The organism is Sphaerospermopsis sp. LEGE 08334, from assembly GCF_015207205.1.
Lineage (GTDB): Bacteria > Cyanobacteriota > Cyanobacteriia > Cyanobacteriales > Nostocaceae > Sphaerospermopsis.
The window spans coordinates 56,951-76,264 of sequence record NZ_JADEXH010000022.1; the positions used below are offsets into that span (position 1 = coordinate 56,951).

Annotated in this window: 22 protein-coding genes and 2 pseudogenes; 7 read left to right on the top strand and 17 right to left on the bottom strand. The window is 37.9% G+C overall.

Annotated elements, in window-relative coordinates:
* The first annotated feature begins 127 nt into the window (after positions 1-127).
* On the top strand, positions 128-1,180 hold the full coding sequence (gene dusB / locus IQ237_RS13850; protein ID WP_194056069.1) for a tRNA dihydrouridine synthase DusB: 1,053 nt from the start codon (positions 128-130) through the stop codon (positions 1,178-1,180).
* A 99-nt stretch (positions 1,181-1,279) separates the two neighbouring features.
* Here the strand turns inward: dusB and dnaK are convergent, their stop codons facing one another.
* Positions 1,280-3,190, bottom strand: a complete 1,911-nt coding sequence (gene dnaK / locus IQ237_RS13855) for a molecular chaperone DnaK (RefSeq protein ID WP_194056077.1) — start codon at positions 3,188-3,190, stop codon at positions 1,280-1,282.
* 652 nt (positions 3,191-3,842) lie between these two features.
* Here dnaK and IQ237_RS13860 point away from each other — a divergent pair.
* Positions 3,843-4,644, top strand: a pseudogene (locus tag IQ237_RS13860) (Rpn family recombination-promoting nuclease/putative transposase).
* Between the two features lie 42 nt (positions 4,645-4,686).
* Here IQ237_RS13860 and arsC read toward each other — a convergent pair.
* From arsC to IQ237_RS13890, 6 genes are all read right to left on the bottom strand, one after another.
* The gene (gene arsC, locus IQ237_RS13865) at positions 4,687-5,082 is read right to left on the bottom strand and encodes an arsenate reductase, glutathione/glutaredoxin type (protein ID WP_194056079.1); all 396 of its coding nucleotides are present in this window, start codon (positions 5,080-5,082) and stop codon (positions 4,687-4,689) included.
* A gap of 54 nt (positions 5,083-5,136) precedes the next feature.
* On the bottom strand, positions 5,137-6,285 hold the full coding sequence (arsB, locus tag IQ237_RS13870; protein ID WP_194056081.1) for an ACR3 family arsenite efflux transporter: 1,149 nt from the start codon (positions 6,283-6,285) through the stop codon (positions 5,137-5,139).
* 102 nt (positions 6,286-6,387) lie between these two features.
* On the bottom strand, positions 6,388-7,650 hold the full coding sequence (arsJ, locus tag IQ237_RS13875) for an organoarsenical effux MFS transporter ArsJ (RefSeq protein ID WP_194056083.1): 1,263 nt from the start codon (positions 7,648-7,650) through the stop codon (positions 6,388-6,390).
* 95 nt (positions 7,651-7,745) lie between these two features.
* Positions 7,746-8,762: an ArsJ-associated glyceraldehyde-3-phosphate dehydrogenase gene (locus tag IQ237_RS13880; protein WP_194056085.1), complete on the bottom strand. Its 1,017-nt coding sequence runs from the start codon at positions 8,760-8,762 to the stop codon at positions 7,746-7,748.
* A gap of 1 nt (position 8,763) precedes the next feature.
* Positions 8,764-9,783 carry a PstS family phosphate ABC transporter substrate-binding protein gene (locus IQ237_RS13885; RefSeq protein WP_228020274.1) on the bottom strand — a complete coding sequence of 340 codons (1,020 nt, stop codon included), beginning with the start codon at positions 9,781-9,783 and terminating at the stop codon, positions 8,764-8,766.
* A 195-nt stretch (positions 9,784-9,978) separates the two neighbouring features.
* The gene (locus tag IQ237_RS13890) at positions 9,979-10,302 is read right to left on the bottom strand and encodes a helix-turn-helix transcriptional regulator (protein ID WP_194056089.1); all 324 of its coding nucleotides are present in this window, start codon (positions 10,300-10,302) and stop codon (positions 9,979-9,981) included.
* Positions 10,303-10,954: 652 nt separating this feature from the next.
* On the opposite strand from IQ237_RS13890, the gene IQ237_RS13895 reads away from it, so the two are divergent.
* Positions 10,955-11,800 carry a Uma2 family endonuclease gene (locus tag IQ237_RS13895; RefSeq protein WP_194056091.1) on the top strand — a complete coding sequence of 282 codons (846 nt, stop codon included), beginning with the start codon at positions 10,955-10,957 and terminating at the stop codon, positions 11,798-11,800.
* A 158-nt stretch (positions 11,801-11,958) separates the two neighbouring features.
* Here IQ237_RS13895 and IQ237_RS13900 read toward each other — a convergent pair whose 3' ends face one another.
* The 5 genes from IQ237_RS13900 to IQ237_RS13920 form a co-directional block, all read right to left on the bottom strand.
* Entirely contained in the window at positions 11,959-13,164 is a 1,206-nt protein-coding gene (locus IQ237_RS13900; RefSeq protein WP_194056093.1) for an aspartate aminotransferase, read from the bottom strand.
* A 115-nt stretch (positions 13,165-13,279) separates the two neighbouring features.
* Positions 13,280-14,428 (bottom strand): iron-containing alcohol dehydrogenase family protein, encoded by a 1,149-nt coding sequence (locus tag IQ237_RS13905; RefSeq protein WP_194056169.1) that lies wholly within the window; start codon positions 14,426-14,428, stop codon positions 13,280-13,282.
* Positions 14,429-14,673: 245 nt separating this feature from the next.
* The gene (locus IQ237_RS13910; protein WP_194056095.1) at positions 14,674-15,195 is read right to left on the bottom strand and encodes a Ycf51 family protein; all 522 of its coding nucleotides are present in this window, start codon (positions 15,193-15,195) and stop codon (positions 14,674-14,676) included.
* Between the two features lie 52 nt (positions 15,196-15,247).
* Positions 15,248-15,364 (bottom strand): XisI protein, encoded by a 117-nt coding sequence (locus IQ237_RS13915; RefSeq protein ID WP_228020259.1) that lies wholly within the window; start codon positions 15,362-15,364, stop codon positions 15,248-15,250.
* On the bottom strand, positions 15,352-15,516 hold the full coding sequence (locus IQ237_RS13920; protein WP_228020276.1) for an element excision factor XisH family protein: 165 nt from the start codon (positions 15,514-15,516) through the stop codon (positions 15,352-15,354). The genes IQ237_RS13915 and IQ237_RS13920 overlap by 13 nt, the downstream gene beginning before the upstream one ends.
* 102 nt (positions 15,517-15,618) lie before the next feature.
* On the opposite strand from IQ237_RS13920, the gene IQ237_RS13925 reads away from it, so the two are divergent.
* The 3 genes from IQ237_RS13925 (at position 15,619) to IQ237_RS13935 (ending at position 16,515) form a co-directional block, all read left to right on the top strand.
* Positions 15,619-15,900 (top strand): type II toxin-antitoxin system HicB family antitoxin, encoded by a 282-nt coding sequence (locus IQ237_RS13925; protein ID WP_194056097.1) that lies wholly within the window; start codon positions 15,619-15,621, stop codon positions 15,898-15,900.
* Positions 15,900-16,085 carry a type II toxin-antitoxin system HicA family toxin gene (locus IQ237_RS13930; protein WP_194056099.1) on the top strand — a complete coding sequence of 62 codons (186 nt, stop codon included), beginning with the start codon at positions 15,900-15,902 and terminating at the stop codon, positions 16,083-16,085. Before IQ237_RS13925 ends, IQ237_RS13930 begins: the two co-directional genes overlap by 1 nt.
* Positions 16,086-16,239: 154 nt before the next feature.
* Positions 16,240-16,515 carry a hypothetical protein gene (locus tag IQ237_RS13935; RefSeq protein ID WP_137666287.1) on the top strand — a complete coding sequence of 92 codons (276 nt, stop codon included), beginning with the start codon at positions 16,240-16,242 and terminating at the stop codon, positions 16,513-16,515.
* A gap of 72 nt (positions 16,516-16,587) precedes the next feature.
* Here the strand turns inward: IQ237_RS13935 and IQ237_RS13940 are convergent, their stop codons facing one another.
* The 5 genes and pseudogenes from IQ237_RS13940 to IQ237_RS27040 all read right to left on the bottom strand — a co-directional run.
* On the bottom strand, positions 16,588-16,743 hold the full coding sequence (locus IQ237_RS13940) for a hypothetical protein (RefSeq protein WP_194056101.1): 156 nt from the start codon (positions 16,741-16,743) through the stop codon (positions 16,588-16,590).
* A 565-nt stretch (positions 16,744-17,308) separates the two neighbouring features.
* A complete protein-coding gene (locus tag IQ237_RS13945; protein ID WP_194056109.1) occupies positions 17,309-17,746 on the bottom strand; it encodes a PIN domain-containing protein in 438 nt (145 codons plus the stop codon).
* Positions 17,740-17,997: an AbrB/MazE/SpoVT family DNA-binding domain-containing protein gene (locus tag IQ237_RS13950; RefSeq protein WP_194056111.1), complete on the bottom strand. Its 258-nt coding sequence runs from the start codon at positions 17,995-17,997 to the stop codon at positions 17,740-17,742. Before IQ237_RS13950 ends, IQ237_RS13945 begins: the two co-directional genes overlap by 7 nt.
* A gap of 203 nt (positions 17,998-18,200) precedes the next feature.
* Complete coding sequence (locus tag IQ237_RS13955; protein ID WP_194056113.1) at positions 18,201-18,362, bottom strand: hypothetical protein; 162 nt, start codon at positions 18,360-18,362, stop codon at positions 18,201-18,203.
* A 2-nt stretch (positions 18,363-18,364) separates the two neighbouring features.
* A pseudogene (locus IQ237_RS27040) lies at positions 18,365-18,589 on the bottom strand (DNA-binding protein); the annotation flags it as partial.
* A gap of 105 nt (positions 18,590-18,694) precedes the next feature.
* Here IQ237_RS27040 and IQ237_RS13960 point away from each other — a divergent pair.
* Positions 18,695-19,144, top strand: coding sequence for a DUF29 domain-containing protein (locus tag IQ237_RS13960; protein ID WP_194056115.1), 450 nt, complete (start codon positions 18,695-18,697; stop codon positions 19,142-19,144).
* Positions 19,145-19,314: the final 170 nt, after the last annotated feature.

Consider the following 19,314-nt stretch of genomic DNA (forward strand, 5'->3'; position numbering starts at 1 on the left):
AAGAGGCAAGAGGCAAGAGGTAAAAAGCAGGATCGAAGACGTTTTGAAGGTACTTGACTTTTCTGTATGTACTTTGTTTCTAGTCATTCTACTTAATTTAATTGATTGAATTTATTGAATTATTCTTATGCTTTCACTGTCCCCCACTCTTCAAGCTCGACTTTCCCAATCTTTAAAAATCGGCTCATTTGAAGTTAAAAGCCGGGTGTTACAATCACCGTTATCTGGGGTGACAGATTTGGTATTTCGGCGTTTAGTGCGGCGTTATGCACCAGATTCAATGATGTATACGGAAATGGTCAACGCTACGGGGTTACATTATGTGAAACAACTACCAAAAATTATGGAGGTAGACCCCAACGAACGCCCTATTAGTATTCAGTTATTTGATTGTCGTCCCGATTTTTTAGCAGAAGCAGCAATAAAAGCAGTGGAAGAAGGTGCGGATACTGTTGATATTAATATGGGTTGTCCAGTTAATAAAATTACTAAAAATGGTGGTGGTTCTTCTTTGTTGCGACAACCAGAAGTAGCTGAAGCTATTGTGAGGGAAGTTGTCAAAGCGGTTGATGTTCCCGTAACTGTGAAAACCCGCATCGGTTGGAATGATAAAGAAATTACCATTCTTGATTTTGCTAAAAGAATGGAAGATGCAGGGGCAAAAATGATTACAGTACATGGTAGAACCCGCGCCCAAGGTTACAATGGTAACGCCCGTTGGGAATGGATAGCCAAGGTAAAAGAAATCTTATCTATTCCTGTAATTGGAAATGGGGATATTTTCTCAGTTGAAGCGGCGGTAAGATGTTTAGAAGAAACCGGTGCAGATGGGGTGATGTGTTCTCGCGGTACTTTAGGTTATCCGTTTTTAGTCGGTGAAGTTGACCATTTCTTAAAGACTGGGGAATTATTACCAGCACCAACTCCTATTCAACGTTTAGAATGTGCCAGAGAACATCTTTATGCTTTATGGGAATATAAAGGCGATCGCGGAGTCCGTCAAGCCCGTAAACACATGACCTGGTATGCTAAAGGTTTCACGGGTGCAGCAGACTTGCGCGGACAGTTAAGCTTAGTAGAAACCGTGCAGCAAGGTTTAGATTTAATTGATAAAGCAATAGAAAAAATATCCTCCGGTTATGAACCAGAAGATTGGGAACTGGGGACTGGTGACTGGTGACTGGGAAAAAATTTTAGATTTTAGATTTTAGATTTTAGATTGGAGTTATTTGTATTCTTCCCAATCACCAATCACCAATCACCAATCACCAATCACCGCTTACTTACTCTCAGTAAAATCAGCATCAATTACATCATCACCACCACCGGAAGGAGGAGTAGAACCACCACCAGCACCGGGACCTTCAGCACCAGGAGCAGCACCACCACCAGCTTGTTGATAGATGTTGCTACCTACTGCAAATAATGCTTGTTGCAATTCTGGTGTGAGTTTTTGAATTTGCTCATCATCTTCCTTCGCTACTGCTTCCCGCAAATCTTTCACCAAACCTTGAACCTTGGTTTTATCAGCTTCAGGAACTTTATCACCTAATTCTTCCAATTGCTTTTCAGCTTGGTAAGCTAAGGAGTCAGCTTGGTTTTTACGTTCAATCTTCTCACGACGTTCTTTGTCCGCAGAGGCGTTACGTTCAGCTTCCTGTACCATGCGTTCCACATCATTTTTATCCAAGGTGGAAGCACCAGTAATACTAATTGACTGTTCCTTACCAGTTCCCTTATCTTTCGCTGTAACGTTCAGGATACCGTTAGCGTCAATGTCAAAGGTAACTTCAATTTGAGGTACACCACGGGGAGCAGGAGGAATACCATCTAAGCGGAAAGTTCCCAAACTCTTGTTATCGTTTGCAAATTCCCGTTCACCTTGCAGAACATGAATTTCTACATTAGTTTGACCATCAACCGCAGTGGAGAATACTTCTGATTTTTTGGTAGGAATAGTTGTGTTACGAGGAATAATCTTGGTCATTACTCCACCCAAGGTTTCCACACCCAAGGATAGAGGAGTTACGTCTAACAACAAGATACCAGTCACATCACCAGCAAGTACACCCGCTTGAATAGCAGCACCCACAGCTACCACTTCATCAGGGTTCACGCTTTGGTTAGGGTCTTTACCTAGAACCTTTTTAACTACTTCCTGAACTGCGGGAATACGGGTAGAACCACCAACTAAAACAACTTCATCAATGTTGCTCTTGTTTAACTTGGCATCTCTGAGAGCATTTTCTACAGGGATACGACAACGGTCAATTAAATCAGAACAAAGTTCTTCAAAAGTTGCACGAGTTAAAGTAGTATCTAGGTGTTTTGGACCATCCTGAGTAGCAGTGATGAAGGGAAGGTTAATTTCCGCTTGGGTAACACTAGAAAGTTCAATTTTGGCTTTTTCCGCAGCTTCAGTCAGACGTTGTAAAGCTTGTTTATCTTTGCGGAGGTCAATACCTTCTGCTTTTTTGAATTGTTCTGCTAAGAAGTCAACTATTTTTTTATCGAAGTCGTCACCACCAAGGTGAGTATCACCAGAGGTAGCTAATACTTCAAATACACCATCACCAACTTCTAGTACAGATACGTCGAATGTACCACCACCTAAGTCAAATACTAAAATGGTTTCGTTACTCTTTTTATCAAAACCATAAGCTAGAGAAGCGGCGGTAGGTTCGTTGATAATCCGTAATACTTCAATACCAGCGATTTTACCAGCGTCTTTGGTTGCTTGACGTTGGGAGTCGTTAAAGTATGCAGGAACGGTAATAACTGCTTGGGTAACGGTTTCACCCAGATATTTACTAGCGTCTTCTACCAGTTTACGGAGAACCTTAGCAGAAATTTCTTCTGGTGCAAACTGTTTACCAGCACCGGGAGAATCTAGTTTAACGTTACCACTGCTGCTGAGAACTTTATAAGAAACTTCTGTAGCTTCGTTGGTAACTTCGTCAAAACGGCGACCGATAAAGCGTTTTACAGAATAAAAAGTATTTTCGGGGTTCATCACCGCTTGACGTTTAGCGATTTGACCTACTAAATTATCACCATTTTTCGCAAATGCCACAACAGATGGAGTGGTTCTAAAACCTTCAGCGTTAGCAATTACAGTGGGTTTACCACCTTCCATCACTGCTACGCAAGAGTTAGTTGTACCTAAGTCAATTCCTACTACTTTTGCCATTTTGGGTGCTGCTTCCGTATAACTACAAATGAATGGGATTATAAAGGACTAAATGTTTGAACCTTATATTTGAACATTATGTTTGAACCTTTTGAACCAACTGATTGAAAATAAGCAGTCAGTCCAGCATGGTTGCGCTAGTCTGGGGTGAAAACCGCAAATTACGCTGATATATATACTGAACTTGTGTAGCCAGTCCATGAAGGGTGGTTTCCCGAACCTTGGATGGGACGGTTTATTTTAAAGGTTGTTTTTAGTTGGTTCATGGATTGAACTGCTGTTACTCTGAATAATGTATGAGAATTAATACGTTAAGGAATTGGGGTGAACCGTAATTTATAAGTCGTATTTGCCGTCAAGATGGGATAATGGTAACTGGTGATTGGTGATTGGTGACTGGTGATTGGTGATTGGTGATTGGTGATTGGTGATTGGTAATTGGTGATTGGTGATTGGTGATTGGTGATTGGTGACTGGGGAAAGAATAAATAATGATGGTAAATCAGCAACAAGTAGGTCAACATAATTAAAAGTAAAATAGAAGTGTATAAAGTGGACATATCCCTGACTTCTTAAAGAAGTCGGGTATATGGATATTACGTTTTTTCAGGTTGAGTTACTTAGCAAAAGTAAAATTTTTGAATTATCCAAAGTGAAAACTGACAGCATATTTTACCGACTTTTTAAAGAGTTTCCGAGTATATTTTTTGAGTTAATTGGCAACCAACCGCAAACCGCAGCGGCCTATAAATTCTCATCTATCGAAATTAAGCAAACCGCTTTTCGCATAGATGGGGTTTTTCTACCAATAAAAGAACAAGATGCACAAAACCCGATTTATTTTCTGGAAGTGCAGTTTCAAGACGACGAGAAAATTTATTACCGTCTATTCTCGGAAGTTTTTTTATACCTACGGCAATATCAACCTCAAAATCCTTGGAGGGGGGTTGTTATTTATCCCAGTCGCAGTTTAGATACAGCAGATACCCAACATTACAGTGAATTTTTCACCAGTCAGCGTGTCAGCCGAATTTATCTAGATGAACTGGGTGAAAGTGCATCTTTACCCATTGGTATTGCTACGATAAAATTAATCATCGAAGATGAAGATAAAGCAATTACCACAGCTAAAGAGAACCAAGCAGGAAATCAATAACGACAAACAACAAAAGTTATTAGAGTTAGTAGAAACTATCTTGGTTTACAAGTTTCCGAGAATGAGTAGAAAGGAGATTGAAGCTATGTTTAGTCTAAGTGATTTAAAACAAACAAAGGTTTATCAAGAAGGACGTGAAGAAGGAAGAGAAGAAGGAAGAGAAGAAGGGAGTTTGGAAGCAAAATTAGAAGCTGTTCCCAGATTATTAGCTTTAAAATTAACGGTGGAATAAATCGCCCAGGCTTTAAATTTAACAGTTGACACTGTACAAAAAATTGCTGAAGGGAATAGGGAATAGGGAATAGGGAATAGGGGCAACCACGGGGGGTTTGCCCCTACATTAATTCAAATCTGCAATTAATTTAATTACCCTTTCTTTCACCTCATCTCTGATACGCCGAAAAGTATCAATATTTTCACCTTGAGGATCATCTAATTGCCAATCTGCAAACACATTTCTTAATAACCATTCCTGGGGTAAATTTACCCCACAACCACATAAAGAAATCACTGCATCAAAATCTTCTGGGTGGAAATTATTTAACGCTTTAGAAGTTTGATTACTAATATCAATGCCTATTTCTGACATTACTTGTACAGTAATCGGATCAACTTCACTTGCTGCTAAACCAGAACTATAAACTTCTATTTTACCCTGTCCTAATACCTTAGCAAAACCTTCCGCCATTTGGGAACGACGGGAGTTATGTTTACAGATAAACATGATTTTTTTCATGATGCTAAGAAGTCGGTTTTCTGGATAATATAGCTGAATCTGGATGATTTGTAACTAGGAAGAATGAAGATAACGTGGATCTGGTAAAGTTGCCTTTTCCGGTTCTCTGGGAAACCATGCTGCTGTACGTTTACAAAATTCTACTAACATCAACATTACCGGAACTTCAATTAAGACCCCTACTACAGTTGCTAGTGCTGCACCAGAATTTAAACCAAATAACATTACAGCAGTAGCTATGGCAACTTCAAAATGATTACTAGCACCAATTAAAGCTGCTGGCGCTGCATCTTCATAGGATATATTTAATTTTAATGCTGCTACATAACTAATTAAAAAAATGAAATTAGTTTGGATAAACAAAGGAACAGCTATTAATAAAATATGCAAAGGATTTTTAACAATTAATTCTCCTTTGAAAGCAAATAGCAAAACTAAAGTAATTAATAAAGCTGAAATTGCCACAGGAGAAAGATATTTTAAAAATTGTCTTTCAAACCATTGTCTACCTTTATATTTAAAAATCCAATAACGGCTATACATTCCTGCTGCTAATGGCAAACCAACATAAATTAACACAGATAAAACAATAGTTTGCCAAGGTACTGTTAAATCATTTGCGGCTAGTAACCATCGTCCCAAGGGTGCATACAAAAATAGCATCATTAAAGAATTAACTGCTACCATAACTAATGTATGGCCTTGATTTCCATAGGAAAGATATCCCCACATTAAAACCATTGCGGTACAAGGCGCAATTCCTAATAAAATCGTACCAGCTATGTAGGAATTAGCTAAACTAATTTCACTACCTCTAATTATTTCTGTACCTGTAATTAATGGTTTAAATAACCAACCTAAAAAGAACTGAGAAAATACTACCATTGTAAATGGTTTAATTAACCAATTCATGACTAAAGTGAGAATTACAGGTTTTGGCGCACGCAGGGCATTTACAGCTTGGGTAAAGTCTATTTTCACCATGATGGGATACATCATAAAAAATAAACAAATAGCAATAGGAATAGAAACTTGATAAATACTAATAGCGTCCAGGGTGACAGCAATACCTGGAAATAAACGACCTAAACCAATTCCTACTAAGATACAAATAAACACCCAAACAGTGAGGTATTTTTCAAAAAAACTCAGATTGCTTTTAGCTTTAATTGGAGTTATATTTTCTCCGTGATGTAGATTCATATAGTCCTCCAAAACTTTAATAAATTCACAGCAAAATTACACACTCAAGGAACTTAAAATCTGTCACCTGTCACCTGTCAACTGTCACCTGTCACCTAAATTCTATTCTCCATCTCCACCTTTCCAAGCAATATTTTTACTAGGTTGGGGGTTAGGTAACTTCAAAGAAACTAAAGCTGCTGCTAAGACAAAAAACATGGATGTCCACAGACAACCGACTAAACCAAATAACTGATAAACTAAACCAGATAATACAGTACCAGCAAGACGACCACCGGAGTTAGCCATATAATAGAAACCAACGTTTAAGGCTACTTTATCATCATCAGTAAATGCCAAAACTAGGTAAGAATGAACTGCGGAATTAAAGGCAAATACCACACCAAATAAAAGTAGTCCGCTAATAATAACTATATTAGCAGGTAAATTGATTTGTAGAGCAAGGGCGATCGCACAAGGAACAGCAGTTAAAGTAAATGTCCAAAATTGGATAGTTTTAGATTCCGGTGGACGACCAGAACCGAATTTTTGCAGTAAATTAGGTGCTAAAAATTGCACAACTCCATAGCCAATTACCCAACAAGCCAAAAACCCACCCACTTGATAAAAAGACCAACCTAAAATCTCACGTAAAAATACAGGTAAACCCACTACAAACCACACATCCCGCGAACCAAATAAAAAGAACCTGGCAGCAGATAAAATATTAATTTCCTGACTTTTAGAAAACAGTTGACTAAATTTAACTTTCTTTTTAATTTTGCCCATTCCCTTGGGTAATAATAAACCAGTGAACATAATTAAAAATAGTCCACCAGCCATAATTAACAAAGCATTGACAAAACCAAATACAGATAACAAAGCACTACCAACAAAAAAACCAACGCCTTTTAAAGCATTTTTAGAACCCGTTAAAACTGCCACCCATTTAAACAAAGAAGACTGGGCATCTTGGGGAACAACCAAACGGATAGCACTTTTAGAACTCATCTTAGTTAAATCTTTAGCAATTCCTGAAAATGCCTGGGCTACCATCACATAAAAAACCGCAACCCACTGTACCCACTCAGGATTTAAAAAAGACAACATTACCAAAGAAAAAACCTGTAAACCGATACCACTATAAAGAGTAACTTTCAATCCAAATTGCGAACCTATCCAACCACCCAAAAAATTAGTAACAATTCCAAAAACTTCATAAAACAGAAATAAAAACGCAATTTGCAAAGGCGTATAACCGATTTTATTAAAATACAATAAAACCAACATCCGCAAAGCACCATCAGTAACAGTAAACCCCCAATAAGCCAGGGTTACTAAAGCATAATCTCTTAAATTTCCACCCGAACCAGTAGTAGAAGCCATGATTAAAATCTCTAATTTTCTTTGTCTCTCTGCGTCTCTGCGTCTCTGCGTGAGAAAAAAATATTTAGGGTAGGAAACCCACCCTTTAAAAACCATTATTTTTGCAAACTTAAAGCCACTTTTTTAGCTAATTCCGCCATCCGGTTAGCATAACCCCATTCATTATCATACCAAGCCAGAATTTTCACCTGAGTTTCATCAACAACCATCGTAGAAAGGGCATCAATAATGGAAGAACGAGGATCATCTTTATAATCAATTGATACTAAAGGACGTTCTTCGTAACCTAAAATTCCCTTTAATGGTTCTTGTTCGGAAGCCGCTTTCAATAAACCATTAATTTCTGCTATTGTTGTTGGTCTAACAACTTCAAAAACACAATCTGTTAAGGAAGCATTTAACAAAGGAACACGCACAGCTAAACCATTCAATTTACCATTTAATTCTGGATAAATTAAACCGATGGCTGTAGCTGAACCAGTGGATGTAGGAATTAATGAAAGATTTGTTGCCCTGGCACGACGCAAATCTTTATGAGGGGCATCAACTATAGTTTGAGTATTGGTATTATCATGAATTGTGGTGATAATTCCATGCTTAATTCCTAAGCCTTCATGAATTACTTTGACTACTGGGGCTAAACAGTTGGTAGTACAAGAAGCAGCTGTTAAAAGGTGATGTTTTTCAGATTCATAAAGGTGATCATTTACCCCCATGACAATATTTAACGCCCCCTCTTTTACAGGTGCAGCAACAATGACTTTTTGTACACCTCTTTTAAAATAAGGGTTAAGTGTTTCTGGACTTCTAAATTTTCCTGAACATTCCAAAACAATATCAACTCCAAATTCTTCCCAGGGAACTTCTCCGGGTTGGGAATATTCGCTAAAAGTTAAGGGTTTACTATCAATAACTACTCGGTTTTCTCCAGCTTCAACTTCTTTTTCCCAGCGTCCATGTACGGAATCAAATTTGAGTAAATGCGCTGCTGTTACTGCACCACCTTTAAGTTCATTTATATGTACAAATTCTATTTCTTTCCAATCCCAAGCAGCACGAACTGCTAAACGTCCCATGCGTCCAAAACCATTAATTCCTACACGAATTGTCATGTTAAAATTCCTTTTGTTTACGCAATAATTCCCCAAGGGTTAAATCAAATTGTGATTTACCTGCAAATACTGTTCCGGCTTTACCGTTATGTAAATGCACATAGTCAATTTTGTAAGCTTCCTCTGATAAGGGTACAGAACCTACAGAATTAACTATTTTTGGTGCTTTTTGTAAATAGAAATCTACAAATTTATAAATCTCTCCTCGGTTTTGACTAGACCACAAATTCACATATATAAATAAAGGTCGAGATAGTGGTTGATATTTGGATTTTGCTACTGTTTCTTGTGATGGTAAAATTGCCCCTTTACCGTTATTAACAGCTACGACTTTTAATTTGTCTTGGTTTTTTTCATAGTATGCGTAACCAAAATAACCCAAGGCGTTGGGATCTTTATTGATGCTTTCTACTAAAACATCGTCGTCTTCGCTTGCTGTGTAGTCATTGCGACTGGCTTTTTCTTGACCTACTATGGCTTCTGTGAAGTAGTCAAATGTACCAGATTTTTTACCAGCACCGTATAAATTCAGGGGACGATCTGGCCAGGAACTACGTATTTGATTCCATTTGGTAATTTTTCCTTCAGCCGCAGGTTGCCATATTTTTTTCAGTTCTGCTACTGTAATATCTTTTGCCCAGTCATTTTGCGGATGTACGGCAATGGTTAAGGCATCAAAGGCAATAGGTAATTCTATGTATTTGATGCCATTCTTATTACACATTGCCATCTCCGCTTGAGAAATTGGTCGAGAGGCATTATTTATATCTGTTTTCCCATCACAGAATTTTTCAAACCCTCCCCCAGTACCGGAAATGTTTACTTGTACTTGGCTGTTGTTTTTGGTGTTGGCTATAAATTCTTTGGCGATCGCCTGGGTAATGGGATATACTGTACTTGAACCGTCAATTTTAATGATTGATACAGTCCCGGAAGTAGCGGCTGTTGCAGTTTGTGGTGACTGCTGAATATTGCTGGAAGTGTCAGATGTACTGGTACAACTGCTGGCTAATGCTAACATTCCCACCGCTAGGACTAATCTTTGTGCCGTTGTTTTCACTGACTTTACCTGTCTGCTTGATAATATATCTTTGTATTCATCATTTCAAAAAAAATTGATATGTCAAGTACCAAGATAGCATAATACACAAAAATTAATCAAAAAAAATTGATGGATTGGGTACTGAAAACTGGGAAGAGGTTTTACCAGTTTTGCTTACTCACAACAAGAACGACGGGGAGAAAGCACAGAATTACGGTGAATATCGGCTAAATACTGTTCTAATAGCTGGAATTGGGGTAAGTTGAGACTATAATAAATCCAGCGTCCTTCTTGACGGGAATTAACGAGATTTGCTTCTTTAAGGTTTTTCAGGTGAAAGGATAGTTTTGATTGACTTATTTCTAAAGCATCGCATAGATCACAGACACAGAGTTCACGCTGACGCAGTAATTCTATGACTTTAATTCTAATTGGTTCAGATAAGGCATGAAAGCCGGCAATTATTAAGTGTGGGGGTGTGGTTGTGGGGGTGATCATTAATTCGTAATAATATCAGGGGGCAAGTTTATTAATATTGTATTATAGCTTTTCTATCTGAATTAGGATGTCCGGGATTTTAGGATTAACAGGATAGAAAACGCAGATGAACGCAGATAAACGCAGATTGTTTTTGTCAGAATCAGGATGTCCAGGATTTTAGGATTTACAGGATGTTATTGATTAATTTCTAGTGTTCCTTTGCGTCTTTGCGTATTTGTGTGAAACCAAATATTAAATTTTGTCTGAATCAGGATGTCCAGGATTTGAGGATTTTCAGGATTTTTGTAATGTCTATTTTCTTAAATTATTTGATAAATTGGTTATTGATATTCTGAAAATCTAATCTTTAATGATCTGCTTTTATTAAGATTCACTACATGACATTCTATTCATTTATAATTAATCATCATAAATTTTGATTCAGACAATTAAAATCTAAACAATAACAAATAACTCCCCATCCTGTAAATCCTTACATCCTGGATATCCTGATTCAGACAATTAAAATCTGAACAATAACAAATAACTCCCCATCCTGAAAATCCTTACATCCTGGATATCCTGATTCAGACAATTAAAACTTACATTTACCAATTATCAATTTCTACTTTCATGTTAAAATTAATTCAATGTATATTCTGGAGTTATTATGGAAAGCACTCAAGCAGTGATCAACCCCACTACTCCCACAAATCAAGATATTCATACACCTAAATTTACATTACCCGATCATACACAACTACCTGATTCAGACGGAAATTTCGTGAAAAATTTTCAGGAACATCCCCAAAGTATTGTTTTAACCAGTTCCATTGAACCAATTTTACAAAAAATACATCCTGATGGTAACTATTGTATTGGTCAGGATAGCGGTATTTATTGGCGGTTAACAGATCCACCAGAAAAAGGTGCAGAAGCGCCAGATTGGTTTTATGTCCCTAATGTACCACCAAAACTAAATGGAGATTATCGTCGGTCTTATGTGTTATGGAAGGAATTTGTAGCGCCATTAATTGCTATTGAGTTTGTGTCAGGAAATGGGGAAGAAGAAAGAGATAAAACCCCTCCCAGTGCAACGGAAAAAGCTGGGAAATTTTGGGTTTATGAACAAGCAATTCGTATTCCTTTTTACGCAATTTTTGAAGCGAGAAAAGCGTTACTAGAAGTTTATCGTTTAGTAGATGGCAGTTATCAAAAAATCCAACCTAATGAAAGAGGACATTTTCCAATTTCTCCTATGGGTGTGGAATTAGGTTTAATAGAAGATGACGGTGTACCTTGGGTACGTTGGTGGGATGATGGGGGGAATTTGTTGTTAACTGGTGATGAAAGAGCTATTGTTGAAAAACAAGCCCGTTTAGAAGCGGAAGAAATTGCCCAACAAGCAAAATTAGCACAACAACAAGCGGAAGAAATTGCCCAACAAGAACGACAACAAAAGGAGAAGTTAGCAGCGTATTTAAGGTCTTTGGGTGTTAATCCTGATGATATTTAAAAGGTGAGTTTAAACATTAACAGGACTTACGCAAAATATCTCTAAAACCCTCTTTCCTTTGTGTCCTTCGTGTCTTCGTGGTTCATTCTTTTGTGACTTGTGCGTGCGTAAGTCCTAATTAACAAGGGGTAGGCACGGGGGCGCTACCCCTACGTTGATTATACAGAAACTACCGCTTCTTGTTGATAAGAAATTCCTGCTTCTTTGAATCTTTGTAAAGCTTCACCCAAGCGATCGCAATCTGCAATTAAACTAATTCTCACATATCCTTCACCACCAGCACCAAAAGCATTACCAGGAGTCACAACTACCCCGGTTTTTTGCAGTACATCTAAAGCGAAATCTGTAGAACCCATTCCTACAGGACATTTTACCCACAGATACATAGTTGCTTTGGTTTTAGGAACATTCCAACCCAATTTTCCTAAACCATCTATTAAGAAATCTCGACGGGTGCGGTAACGAGTTTGCACTTCTTGTAAATAGGTATCTGGTAATTCTAACGCGGTTTCTGCTGCTGTTTGTAAGGCGGAAAAAATGCCATAATCTAAGTTAGTTTTTAAGGTTCTTAAACCTTGAATTACATGACGATTTCCCACGACAAAACCCACTCGCCAACCTGCCATGTTATAGGTTTTAGATAAGGTGTGAAATTCCACACCAATATCTTTTGCACCAGGAATTTCTAATAAACTTGTAGGTTGATAACCATCAAATGCTAATTCTGCATAACATAAATCATGCACTAAGAGAATTTCATACTTTCTTGCAAAAGCCACAATTTCCTCAAAAAATTCACGGGGGGCGGTTGCACCTGTGGGATTACTGGGATAATTGAAATAAAGAATTTTCGCTTTTCTTGCTACTTCTTCAGGAATAGAACTTAAATCAATTAACCAGTTATTTTCTTCCTTTAAAGTAATACTATGAATTACTCCGCCGGCAATAATTGGACCACGAAAATGAACCGGGTAAGATGGCGATGGTACTAATACAATATCACCAGGATTAATATAGGCGATCGCCAAATGTCCTAAACCTTCCTTAGAACCCAACAAAGGCAAAGCTTCACTATCAGGATCTAAAACCACATTGTAACGGCGATTGTACCATTTAGTAATTGCCTTGCGAAAATTAGCAGTACCTTCAAAGGGTGGATAACCATGATTAGCAGGATTTTGTAAAGCTTTCATCGCTGCTTCTATCACCGGTTGAGGTGTTGCACCATCGGGGTTTCCCATTCCCAAATCAATCAAATCTAAACCTTGTTCTCTTGCTTTTGCTTTGAGTTCATCCAATCTAGCAAAAACATAAGGCGGTAATTTCTGTATTCTCTCTGCGGGAGTAATCCAACTTAAACTCATTCTAAAAACCTCAAAGTAGGGAATAGGGAACAGGGAACAGGGAACAGGGAACAGATGAAAATTTTACCAATTACCAATCACCTATTACCCATTACCAATTACCCATTTTTAATTTTTAATTTTTAACTTTTAATTGATTTGGTGCAGTGGTAGAAACCATTGCGGCCATCAATTGTTCTAAAGCTACAGAAAAAGGCAATCTGTGAATATCAGAATTTGGTGCTAAAGCAATTTCTGCGGACGTTTGCAATTCAGTTAAGGTAATATTTCCTAATCCCAAATCTGCTAATGTTTTGGGTAATCCAATCTCTGCATAAAACTTTAATAATTGCTGTCTCGCTGCGTCTGCAAGTTGGTTACTTTGCAACATTTCTTCTAATCGCAACTGTACCAAAATTCCATAAGCTACTTTTTCGCCGTGAATGCTACCATGTCCGCAGATATGGGTTAAACCATTATGTACTGCGTGGGCGGCCACTGTGCGACATTGTGCGCCCCCTAAACCACCAATGACACCGGCTAATAATACGGTTGCATCTACAACTTCTCGCCATACTTCACTACCAGGAGATTGTAAAGCTGCGGCGGATTTTTGCAGTAAAATATCTCTTAAAACCCTTGCTTGTTGGACTGCGGCAATGATTAAAGTGTCTTGTAAATGTCCACTACTTACTGACGCTTCGTACCATTTGGCGATCGCATCTCCAATACCTGCAACTAATGTCCTTTGAGGTGCAGTTTGAATCAAATCATAATCCAAAATCAGCAAATCAGGACAACGGGATAAACCCACATCATACAAAAACGCCCCTGATTCAGAATATACATTAGATAAAGCTGTCCACGCTGCACAGGTAGCCGCCGAAGTCGGAATTGTGACAACAGGTAAACTTAATTGATGGCCGACTAACTTAGCCGTATCTAAAGCCTTACCACCACCTACACCAATAATGATATCTGCTTTATGTTCCTTTGCAGCTTTGCGTAAAGCCTTTAAACTAGCTTCACAGCAATCTGCACCATAAGAACTAGCAACCGTATCTAAATTTTCAGCTTGGAAAATCGGCTGTAAACTTTCTTGAAAAATAGAGAGAGTGCGATTTCCGGCGACAATTAAAGGACGAGTTCCCAAACGGGCAATTTCCACCACTGCGGAAGGGAGTACACCCCCACCCCGAATGACTTTAGCCGGAGCGATGGTCAATGTCAATAATGTACTAGCGGTTTGAGTAGACAAGGCTGGAGTAAAAGATTGATTAGGTATCATAAATAATATGTCAAAACTTGATATTCTTCATACAATCAGACTAATGATTTTGGCTTCTGGTGGCGACATCCACAGAAAGCTATTACTAATAGGGAAAATTCCTAAGTTTTAATATCTTAATATAAAATTAATCTTTATTGTATTGTAAGTCACAAAAAATTTGGGCAAGTGGGTATTGGTTGGGCATTGGGTTATTAGTCATCCAATTACCCATTACCAATTACCCATTACCAATCAGCATTTTAAGCTTTAGCTTCTGGCAATTGTGCAAATTTATCCAAGTAAACTTCTACCGCCATTTCAGGATCTTGACGACTTGCTAGGGTTCGTTGTACCTTACCCAAGTAAACTGGTATAGATATTCCTGGTTCTGGGTGGATAATGGTACGGGCGCGAATTGTCAGTTGGTTGTTTCCGCCAGCACCTAAGCGCCCATAGGAATAAAGGTTACTGGCAGCTTGGCGTAAAGTTGCTTCTAATTCTTCTGGGGTAATTTCTGGTGTTGTGGCAATTACCGCCTGGTTAGAACCGTTATCATAAACTAGGGTGTATTTAACAGCACCGGGAATGACTGTCCGACTCAGAGGTACTAAAGACAGGGAAAATAAACCTGCGGTTAACACGATCATAAAGCCGGTTGTACCCACCAGCCGAAAGCGTAGACCCCATTTGAGGATAAATGCCAAAATTGTCAGGACTGCAAATGCTATGGTAGCAATTCCTGACCATTGGGTGTATTGGAGAAAATCAGCTGTTGTAGGCATAAGGTTTTAATTACGGATATACCCATTTTACTGATTGGTGCGATATCTACGACTATCTATCACGCTCTGTATCAAATATTAATTTAACTTCTGTCTGACTATGGAAGCTATTTTGTACATGATTTTCCAGAATTTTTTGGACTATTTCTTTATAATTTAGTCTCTCCATATCAAAATCTCCTCTTGTTCTGGGTTAAAAATTAGTAATTTTAGTTCATACTCAGTAATTATTCTCTGAATAAATCTTCGACTAAAAAACTCATTATAAACATCTACCGGAATGGCTAAATACAAGATTCGATGCGCTACGCCCTCCCACATCCCCAAAAAGCGATCGCCTCTCTTCTCATTCTAAAAATAGCCATCACGATTGCCTGTGTCTTATAATGGGAGAGTTGTTTATTGCTCTAGGATACATAAATCATGCTTACCTATAAGGCAATGTATAAGTTTTTAGACAACGGAGTTCATGGGGAAGTATTAGACTTTCCTGGAGCGATTTCTTGGGGAGAAGATTTATCTATAGTACGTCGCTCTTTGGCGAGTGCATTAGTTGATATGGCAGAGGTTTATTTATTGAAGGGAGAATCTTTACCGTTGCCAAATGAACAATCAACGGAACCCGAAGCGGATTTAGAAGAACCAATTTATTTGATTTTATCAGCAGCAAATCATGTTCAGGTTGTTCCTCGTTTGGTGGCTTAATGAAACGTCGAGATTTGTTACGTCACCTCAGTCAAAATGGTTGTTATTTATTGAGAGAAGGAAGCGAACATTCTATTTGGGAAAACCCTCTTAACGGTCGTCGTACAGCGATTCCTCGTCATAGAGAAATTGTTGAGTTTACAGCTCTTAGAATTTGTCGTCAGTTAGAGATACCTGCACCCTAAGAGACGCGATCGCCGTTTTCCCCTTCGCCTCCCTAACATGTTCGCACCTTCCCCTTCTCATTCTAAAAAGCGATCGCACCTTTCACATCCCCAAACAAGCGATATCTTTGGTATAATTAGAATATTAGTTTAATTGCAATATTAAGAACATACTATGACTGTACAACGGTGGAATGATGAAATGCTTGATGATTTGGCTTCCAGTGTGACTGAGTTGCGAGAAAGTATAACTGAAGTTAGGGAAAGTATAACTGAAGTTAAAGATAGCATAGATGGGTTGAGAGTAACGGCTCAAGCATTGCTACAAGTAGCTGCTCAAAATCAGCGTGAAATGGAATTGATCAAACAAAGACAAGCTGAAAGCGATCAGCGATTTAATATTTTATTGGAGGAAGTCCGTTATTTAACTCGTGGAAATAGAGATGATTAGTTCTCGATTCTCCACATTCCCCAAAAAGCGATACCTTCTGTGCGCTTCGCTACGCACTAAACAATCATAAAATTACTGAGTGCTTAATTGAGATTTTTTATTTTTGTATTGTTGCTGTAATTCTAGGTAATACTTAATTAATTTATGTGGATCATGCTGATTATTTTGAGAAATTTGATGGCGAATTTCTCGAATTTTTTGCAGTACGGAATCATCAAGAGTAATCATTATTCATTATCCTTGTCCATGAATTACGCTAAATATAGCACTTAAACCACCAAACAAAATTTTATAGGGTATTAAAAATATCTTCCTTGAACTACGCAATTTCTCATGAAAGATTTAGGATGGCTATATATTCCATCAAAAACGAGTCCATTCTTTACGCGCTATCATATCCGGTTCAGTCCGAACTTCATAGTAAAAGCTAGGAATACTGGTTTCAATGTAAATTTTTGATTTCACCATGTTGAATTTATAAAAACCTCCTTTAAACACGGAAAGGGTAATATACCATAATCTTACCGCGATCGCCCTTCCACATCCCCAAAAAGCGAACTGCTTGCAGCAGCGCTTGCGCTATCGCCCTCCCACACCCCTAAAAAACGAACTGCTTGCAGCAGCGCTTGCGCTATCGCCCCCACACCCCTAAAAGCGATTTCTACGGAGCGCTTCGCTATCGCACTCCCACATCCCCAAAAAGCGATTGCACTTCCCACATCTCCTAAAAGCGATCAATCTCTATAATTTACTAAGCTAGATATTGTGAATTTTGAGTTTAAACCAGCTATTTCTATGATGGAACTTCTACTAACTCAGCAATGGAATCGCCCAGACGGAGAAAATGTTTCCCATTAAGAGTTAAGATTTTATCCACTTTTATTTTTAGAGCAGAATAAGCGATTAAACTATCATAAATTGCTCCTCCCGTAAACCCTAAATTGACCATATTTTCTATAGCTTGATAATAATCATATTCAGTTAAAGAAATAATCTGAAATTCTTTGATATTTTCCTGAATAAGCCTCTGAGTGATTTGAGGTGAAAAACGAGGTTGAGAAGGAAAAGAAGATATAACTGAGAATAATTCGGCTAAGGTATGAGTGATTATAAATCCTTCAATTTGTGAGGTTTTCACCTTTTCTAGCCATGACCAACAAGGAAAATGCTGAGGATGTTTAACTAAAATAGCCGCAACTAAAACTGATGTATCAAATAATATTTTTACCATGAAATTACTTGATTCATTCTTTCATTTTTGAGTTTTTCAATTATAGAATTAGCATCTGCTAATAATTCTACATCCGAGACTAATACATGACCTTCATAGTAAAGTGATGGTTCTTCTTTGATGGGTTTTAAAATTAGTTTTCCGTCTTGAACTTCTAATGATAGTTTTGATTCATTATTTAAACCTAACTGTTGTCTAATAATTTCAGGGATTTGCAGATATCCTGATTGATTTAAGGTGACTAATTCCATAGTGTTTTTTCCAAAAAAGAGTAACTGTTTGTATTATAGCAGCGATTCCTAGGTCGCGCTTCGCTATCGCCCTCCCCTACATTCCTAAAAGCGATACCTTCGGTGCGCTTCGCTACGCTCTCCCACATCCTCAAAAAGCGATACCTTTGGTGCGATTCGCTACGCATTAGTTAATTGATAATTGTTGTAGGGTACTGCGAAGTTTAGGATGGCAATTTGATGAGAGGTTGAGTAATCATTTTTCTGTTTTTAGCTACCTGTTTTTTCTTTAAATCTTTACAAATTTCGTGCAAATCATAATTAAAAGATTTAGCGTGTTCTTCTCGAATTTTGTAAATTTCTTCTAATACTTCATCTTTCCACATAGTTAATATCCCATAAGTTCATAAGGTGTACAAATCGTTGGTAGTTGATATCCAGATTGCATACTAATTTGTGAAAGTTTTTTCTGGATTTGTGCGTTAGCAATATGTTTACAGTTCCATGTTAACAAATAATCTACTTGATAAACAGTGGCTAAGGCAATATGCAAAGCATCATCAGAGGCTTTAGGAGGAAGATTACTTTTGATGAGAAATTGCTGGGCTAATTCTACGAGTCCCGTCAGGGATACGCGATCGCTTTCCGTCTCCCCATAGCTATGTGATCAGCAATGATGTTAATATAATATTGGATTTATTGAAGGAGTTACAAATCAATGACTCAAGTAATTGCCAAAAAATCCTTATATGAATCTGATTATTTACATTGGACTCAAGAGACTATAGCTAAATTAAAAGCTAGGGACTTTGACAATGTGGATATTGAGAATTTAATAGAGGAGATTGAGGATTTGGGGCGATCTTATCGAGATGAATTGGAAAGTCGTTTGGATGTATTATTATCACATATTTTGAAGCGGTTATATGTTCCCTTAACAAATGATTATAATGGTTGGGAAAGAACTATTAGAGAACAACGCAAGCAAATTAAACGACGTTTAGCAAAGTCACCTAGTCTTAAAAATTATTTGCCGGAAATTTTTGACGAAATTTGGCAAGATGTACTTAAGGAAGTCCGAGAAGATTATCCACAGTATGAGTTTCCTGATTTATGGCAGTTTGATCGTGATATTGACACATTATTAAACAACATTTTCTGGAGTTAAATGTTTTGAAGTAGTTAGCGATACCTACGGTAAGCTACCGCTAACGCACTACCCAAAACAACAGAAAGGCGATCGCACCTCCTCTCATTCTCAAAAAAGGCGATCGCCCCTCCACATCCCAAAAAGCGAACTGCTTGCAGCAGCGCTGGCGCTATCGCCCTCCCACATCA

Bases quoted from the DNA above. Each gene is read 5' to 3' on its own strand.
- dusB (WP_194056069.1), top strand. From the start codon at position 128: ATGCTTTCACTGTCCCCCACTCTTCAAGCTCGACTTTCCCAATCTTTA.
- dnaK (WP_194056077.1), bottom strand. From the start codon at position 3,190: ATGGCAAAAGTAGTAGGAATTGACTTAGGTACAACTAACTCTTGCGTA.
- arsC (WP_194056079.1), bottom strand. From the start codon at position 5,082: ATGAAAAAAATCATGTTTATCTGTAAACATAACTCCCGTCGTTCCCAA.
- arsB (WP_194056081.1), bottom strand. From the start codon at position 6,285: ATGAATCTACATCACGGAGAAAATATAACTCCAATTAAAGCTAAAAGC.
- arsJ (WP_194056083.1), bottom strand. From the start codon at position 7,650: ATGGCTTCTACTACTGGTTCGGGTGGAAATTTAAGAGATTATGCTTTA.
- IQ237_RS13880 (WP_194056085.1), bottom strand. From the start codon at position 8,762: ATGACAATTCGTGTAGGAATTAATGGTTTTGGACGCATGGGACGTTTA.
- IQ237_RS13885 (WP_228020274.1), bottom strand. From the start codon at position 9,783: ATGTTAGCATTAGCCAGCAGTTGTACCAGTACATCTGACACTTCCAGC.
- IQ237_RS13890 (WP_194056089.1), bottom strand. From the start codon at position 10,302: ATGATCACCCCCACAACCACACCCCCACACTTAATAATTGCCGGCTTT.
- IQ237_RS13895 (WP_194056091.1), top strand. From the start codon at position 10,955: ATGGAAAGCACTCAAGCAGTGATCAACCCCACTACTCCCACAAATCAA.
- IQ237_RS13900 (WP_194056093.1), bottom strand. From the start codon at position 13,164: ATGAGTTTAAGTTGGATTACTCCCGCAGAGAGAATACAGAAATTACCG.
- IQ237_RS13910 (WP_194056095.1), bottom strand. From the start codon at position 15,195: ATGCCTACAACAGCTGATTTTCTCCAATACACCCAATGGTCAGGAATT.
- IQ237_RS13915 (WP_228020259.1), bottom strand. From the start codon at position 15,364: ATGGAGAGACTAAATTATAAAGAAATAGTCCAAAAAATTCTGGAAAAT.
- IQ237_RS13920 (WP_228020276.1), bottom strand. From the start codon at position 15,516: ATGTGGGAGGGCGTAGCGCATCGAATCTTGTATTTAGCCATTCCGGTA.
- IQ237_RS13925 (WP_194056097.1), top strand. From the start codon at position 15,619: ATGCTTACCTATAAGGCAATGTATAAGTTTTTAGACAACGGAGTTCAT.
- IQ237_RS13930 (WP_194056099.1), top strand. From the start codon at position 15,900: ATGAAACGTCGAGATTTGTTACGTCACCTCAGTCAAAATGGTTGTTAT.
- IQ237_RS13935 (WP_137666287.1), top strand. From the start codon at position 16,240: ATGACTGTACAACGGTGGAATGATGAAATGCTTGATGATTTGGCTTCC.
- IQ237_RS13940 (WP_194056101.1), bottom strand. From the start codon at position 16,743: ATGATTACTCTTGATGATTCCGTACTGCAAAAAATTCGAGAAATTCGC.
- IQ237_RS13945 (WP_194056109.1), bottom strand. From the start codon at position 17,746: ATGGTAAAAATATTATTTGATACATCAGTTTTAGTTGCGGCTATTTTA.
- IQ237_RS13950 (WP_194056111.1), bottom strand. From the start codon at position 17,997: ATGGAATTAGTCACCTTAAATCAATCAGGATATCTGCAAATCCCTGAA.
- IQ237_RS13955 (WP_194056113.1), bottom strand. From the start codon at position 18,362: ATGTGGAAAGATGAAGTATTAGAAGAAATTTACAAAATTCGAGAAGAA.
- IQ237_RS13960 (WP_194056115.1), top strand. From the start codon at position 18,695: ATGACTCAAGTAATTGCCAAAAAATCCTTATATGAATCTGATTATTTA.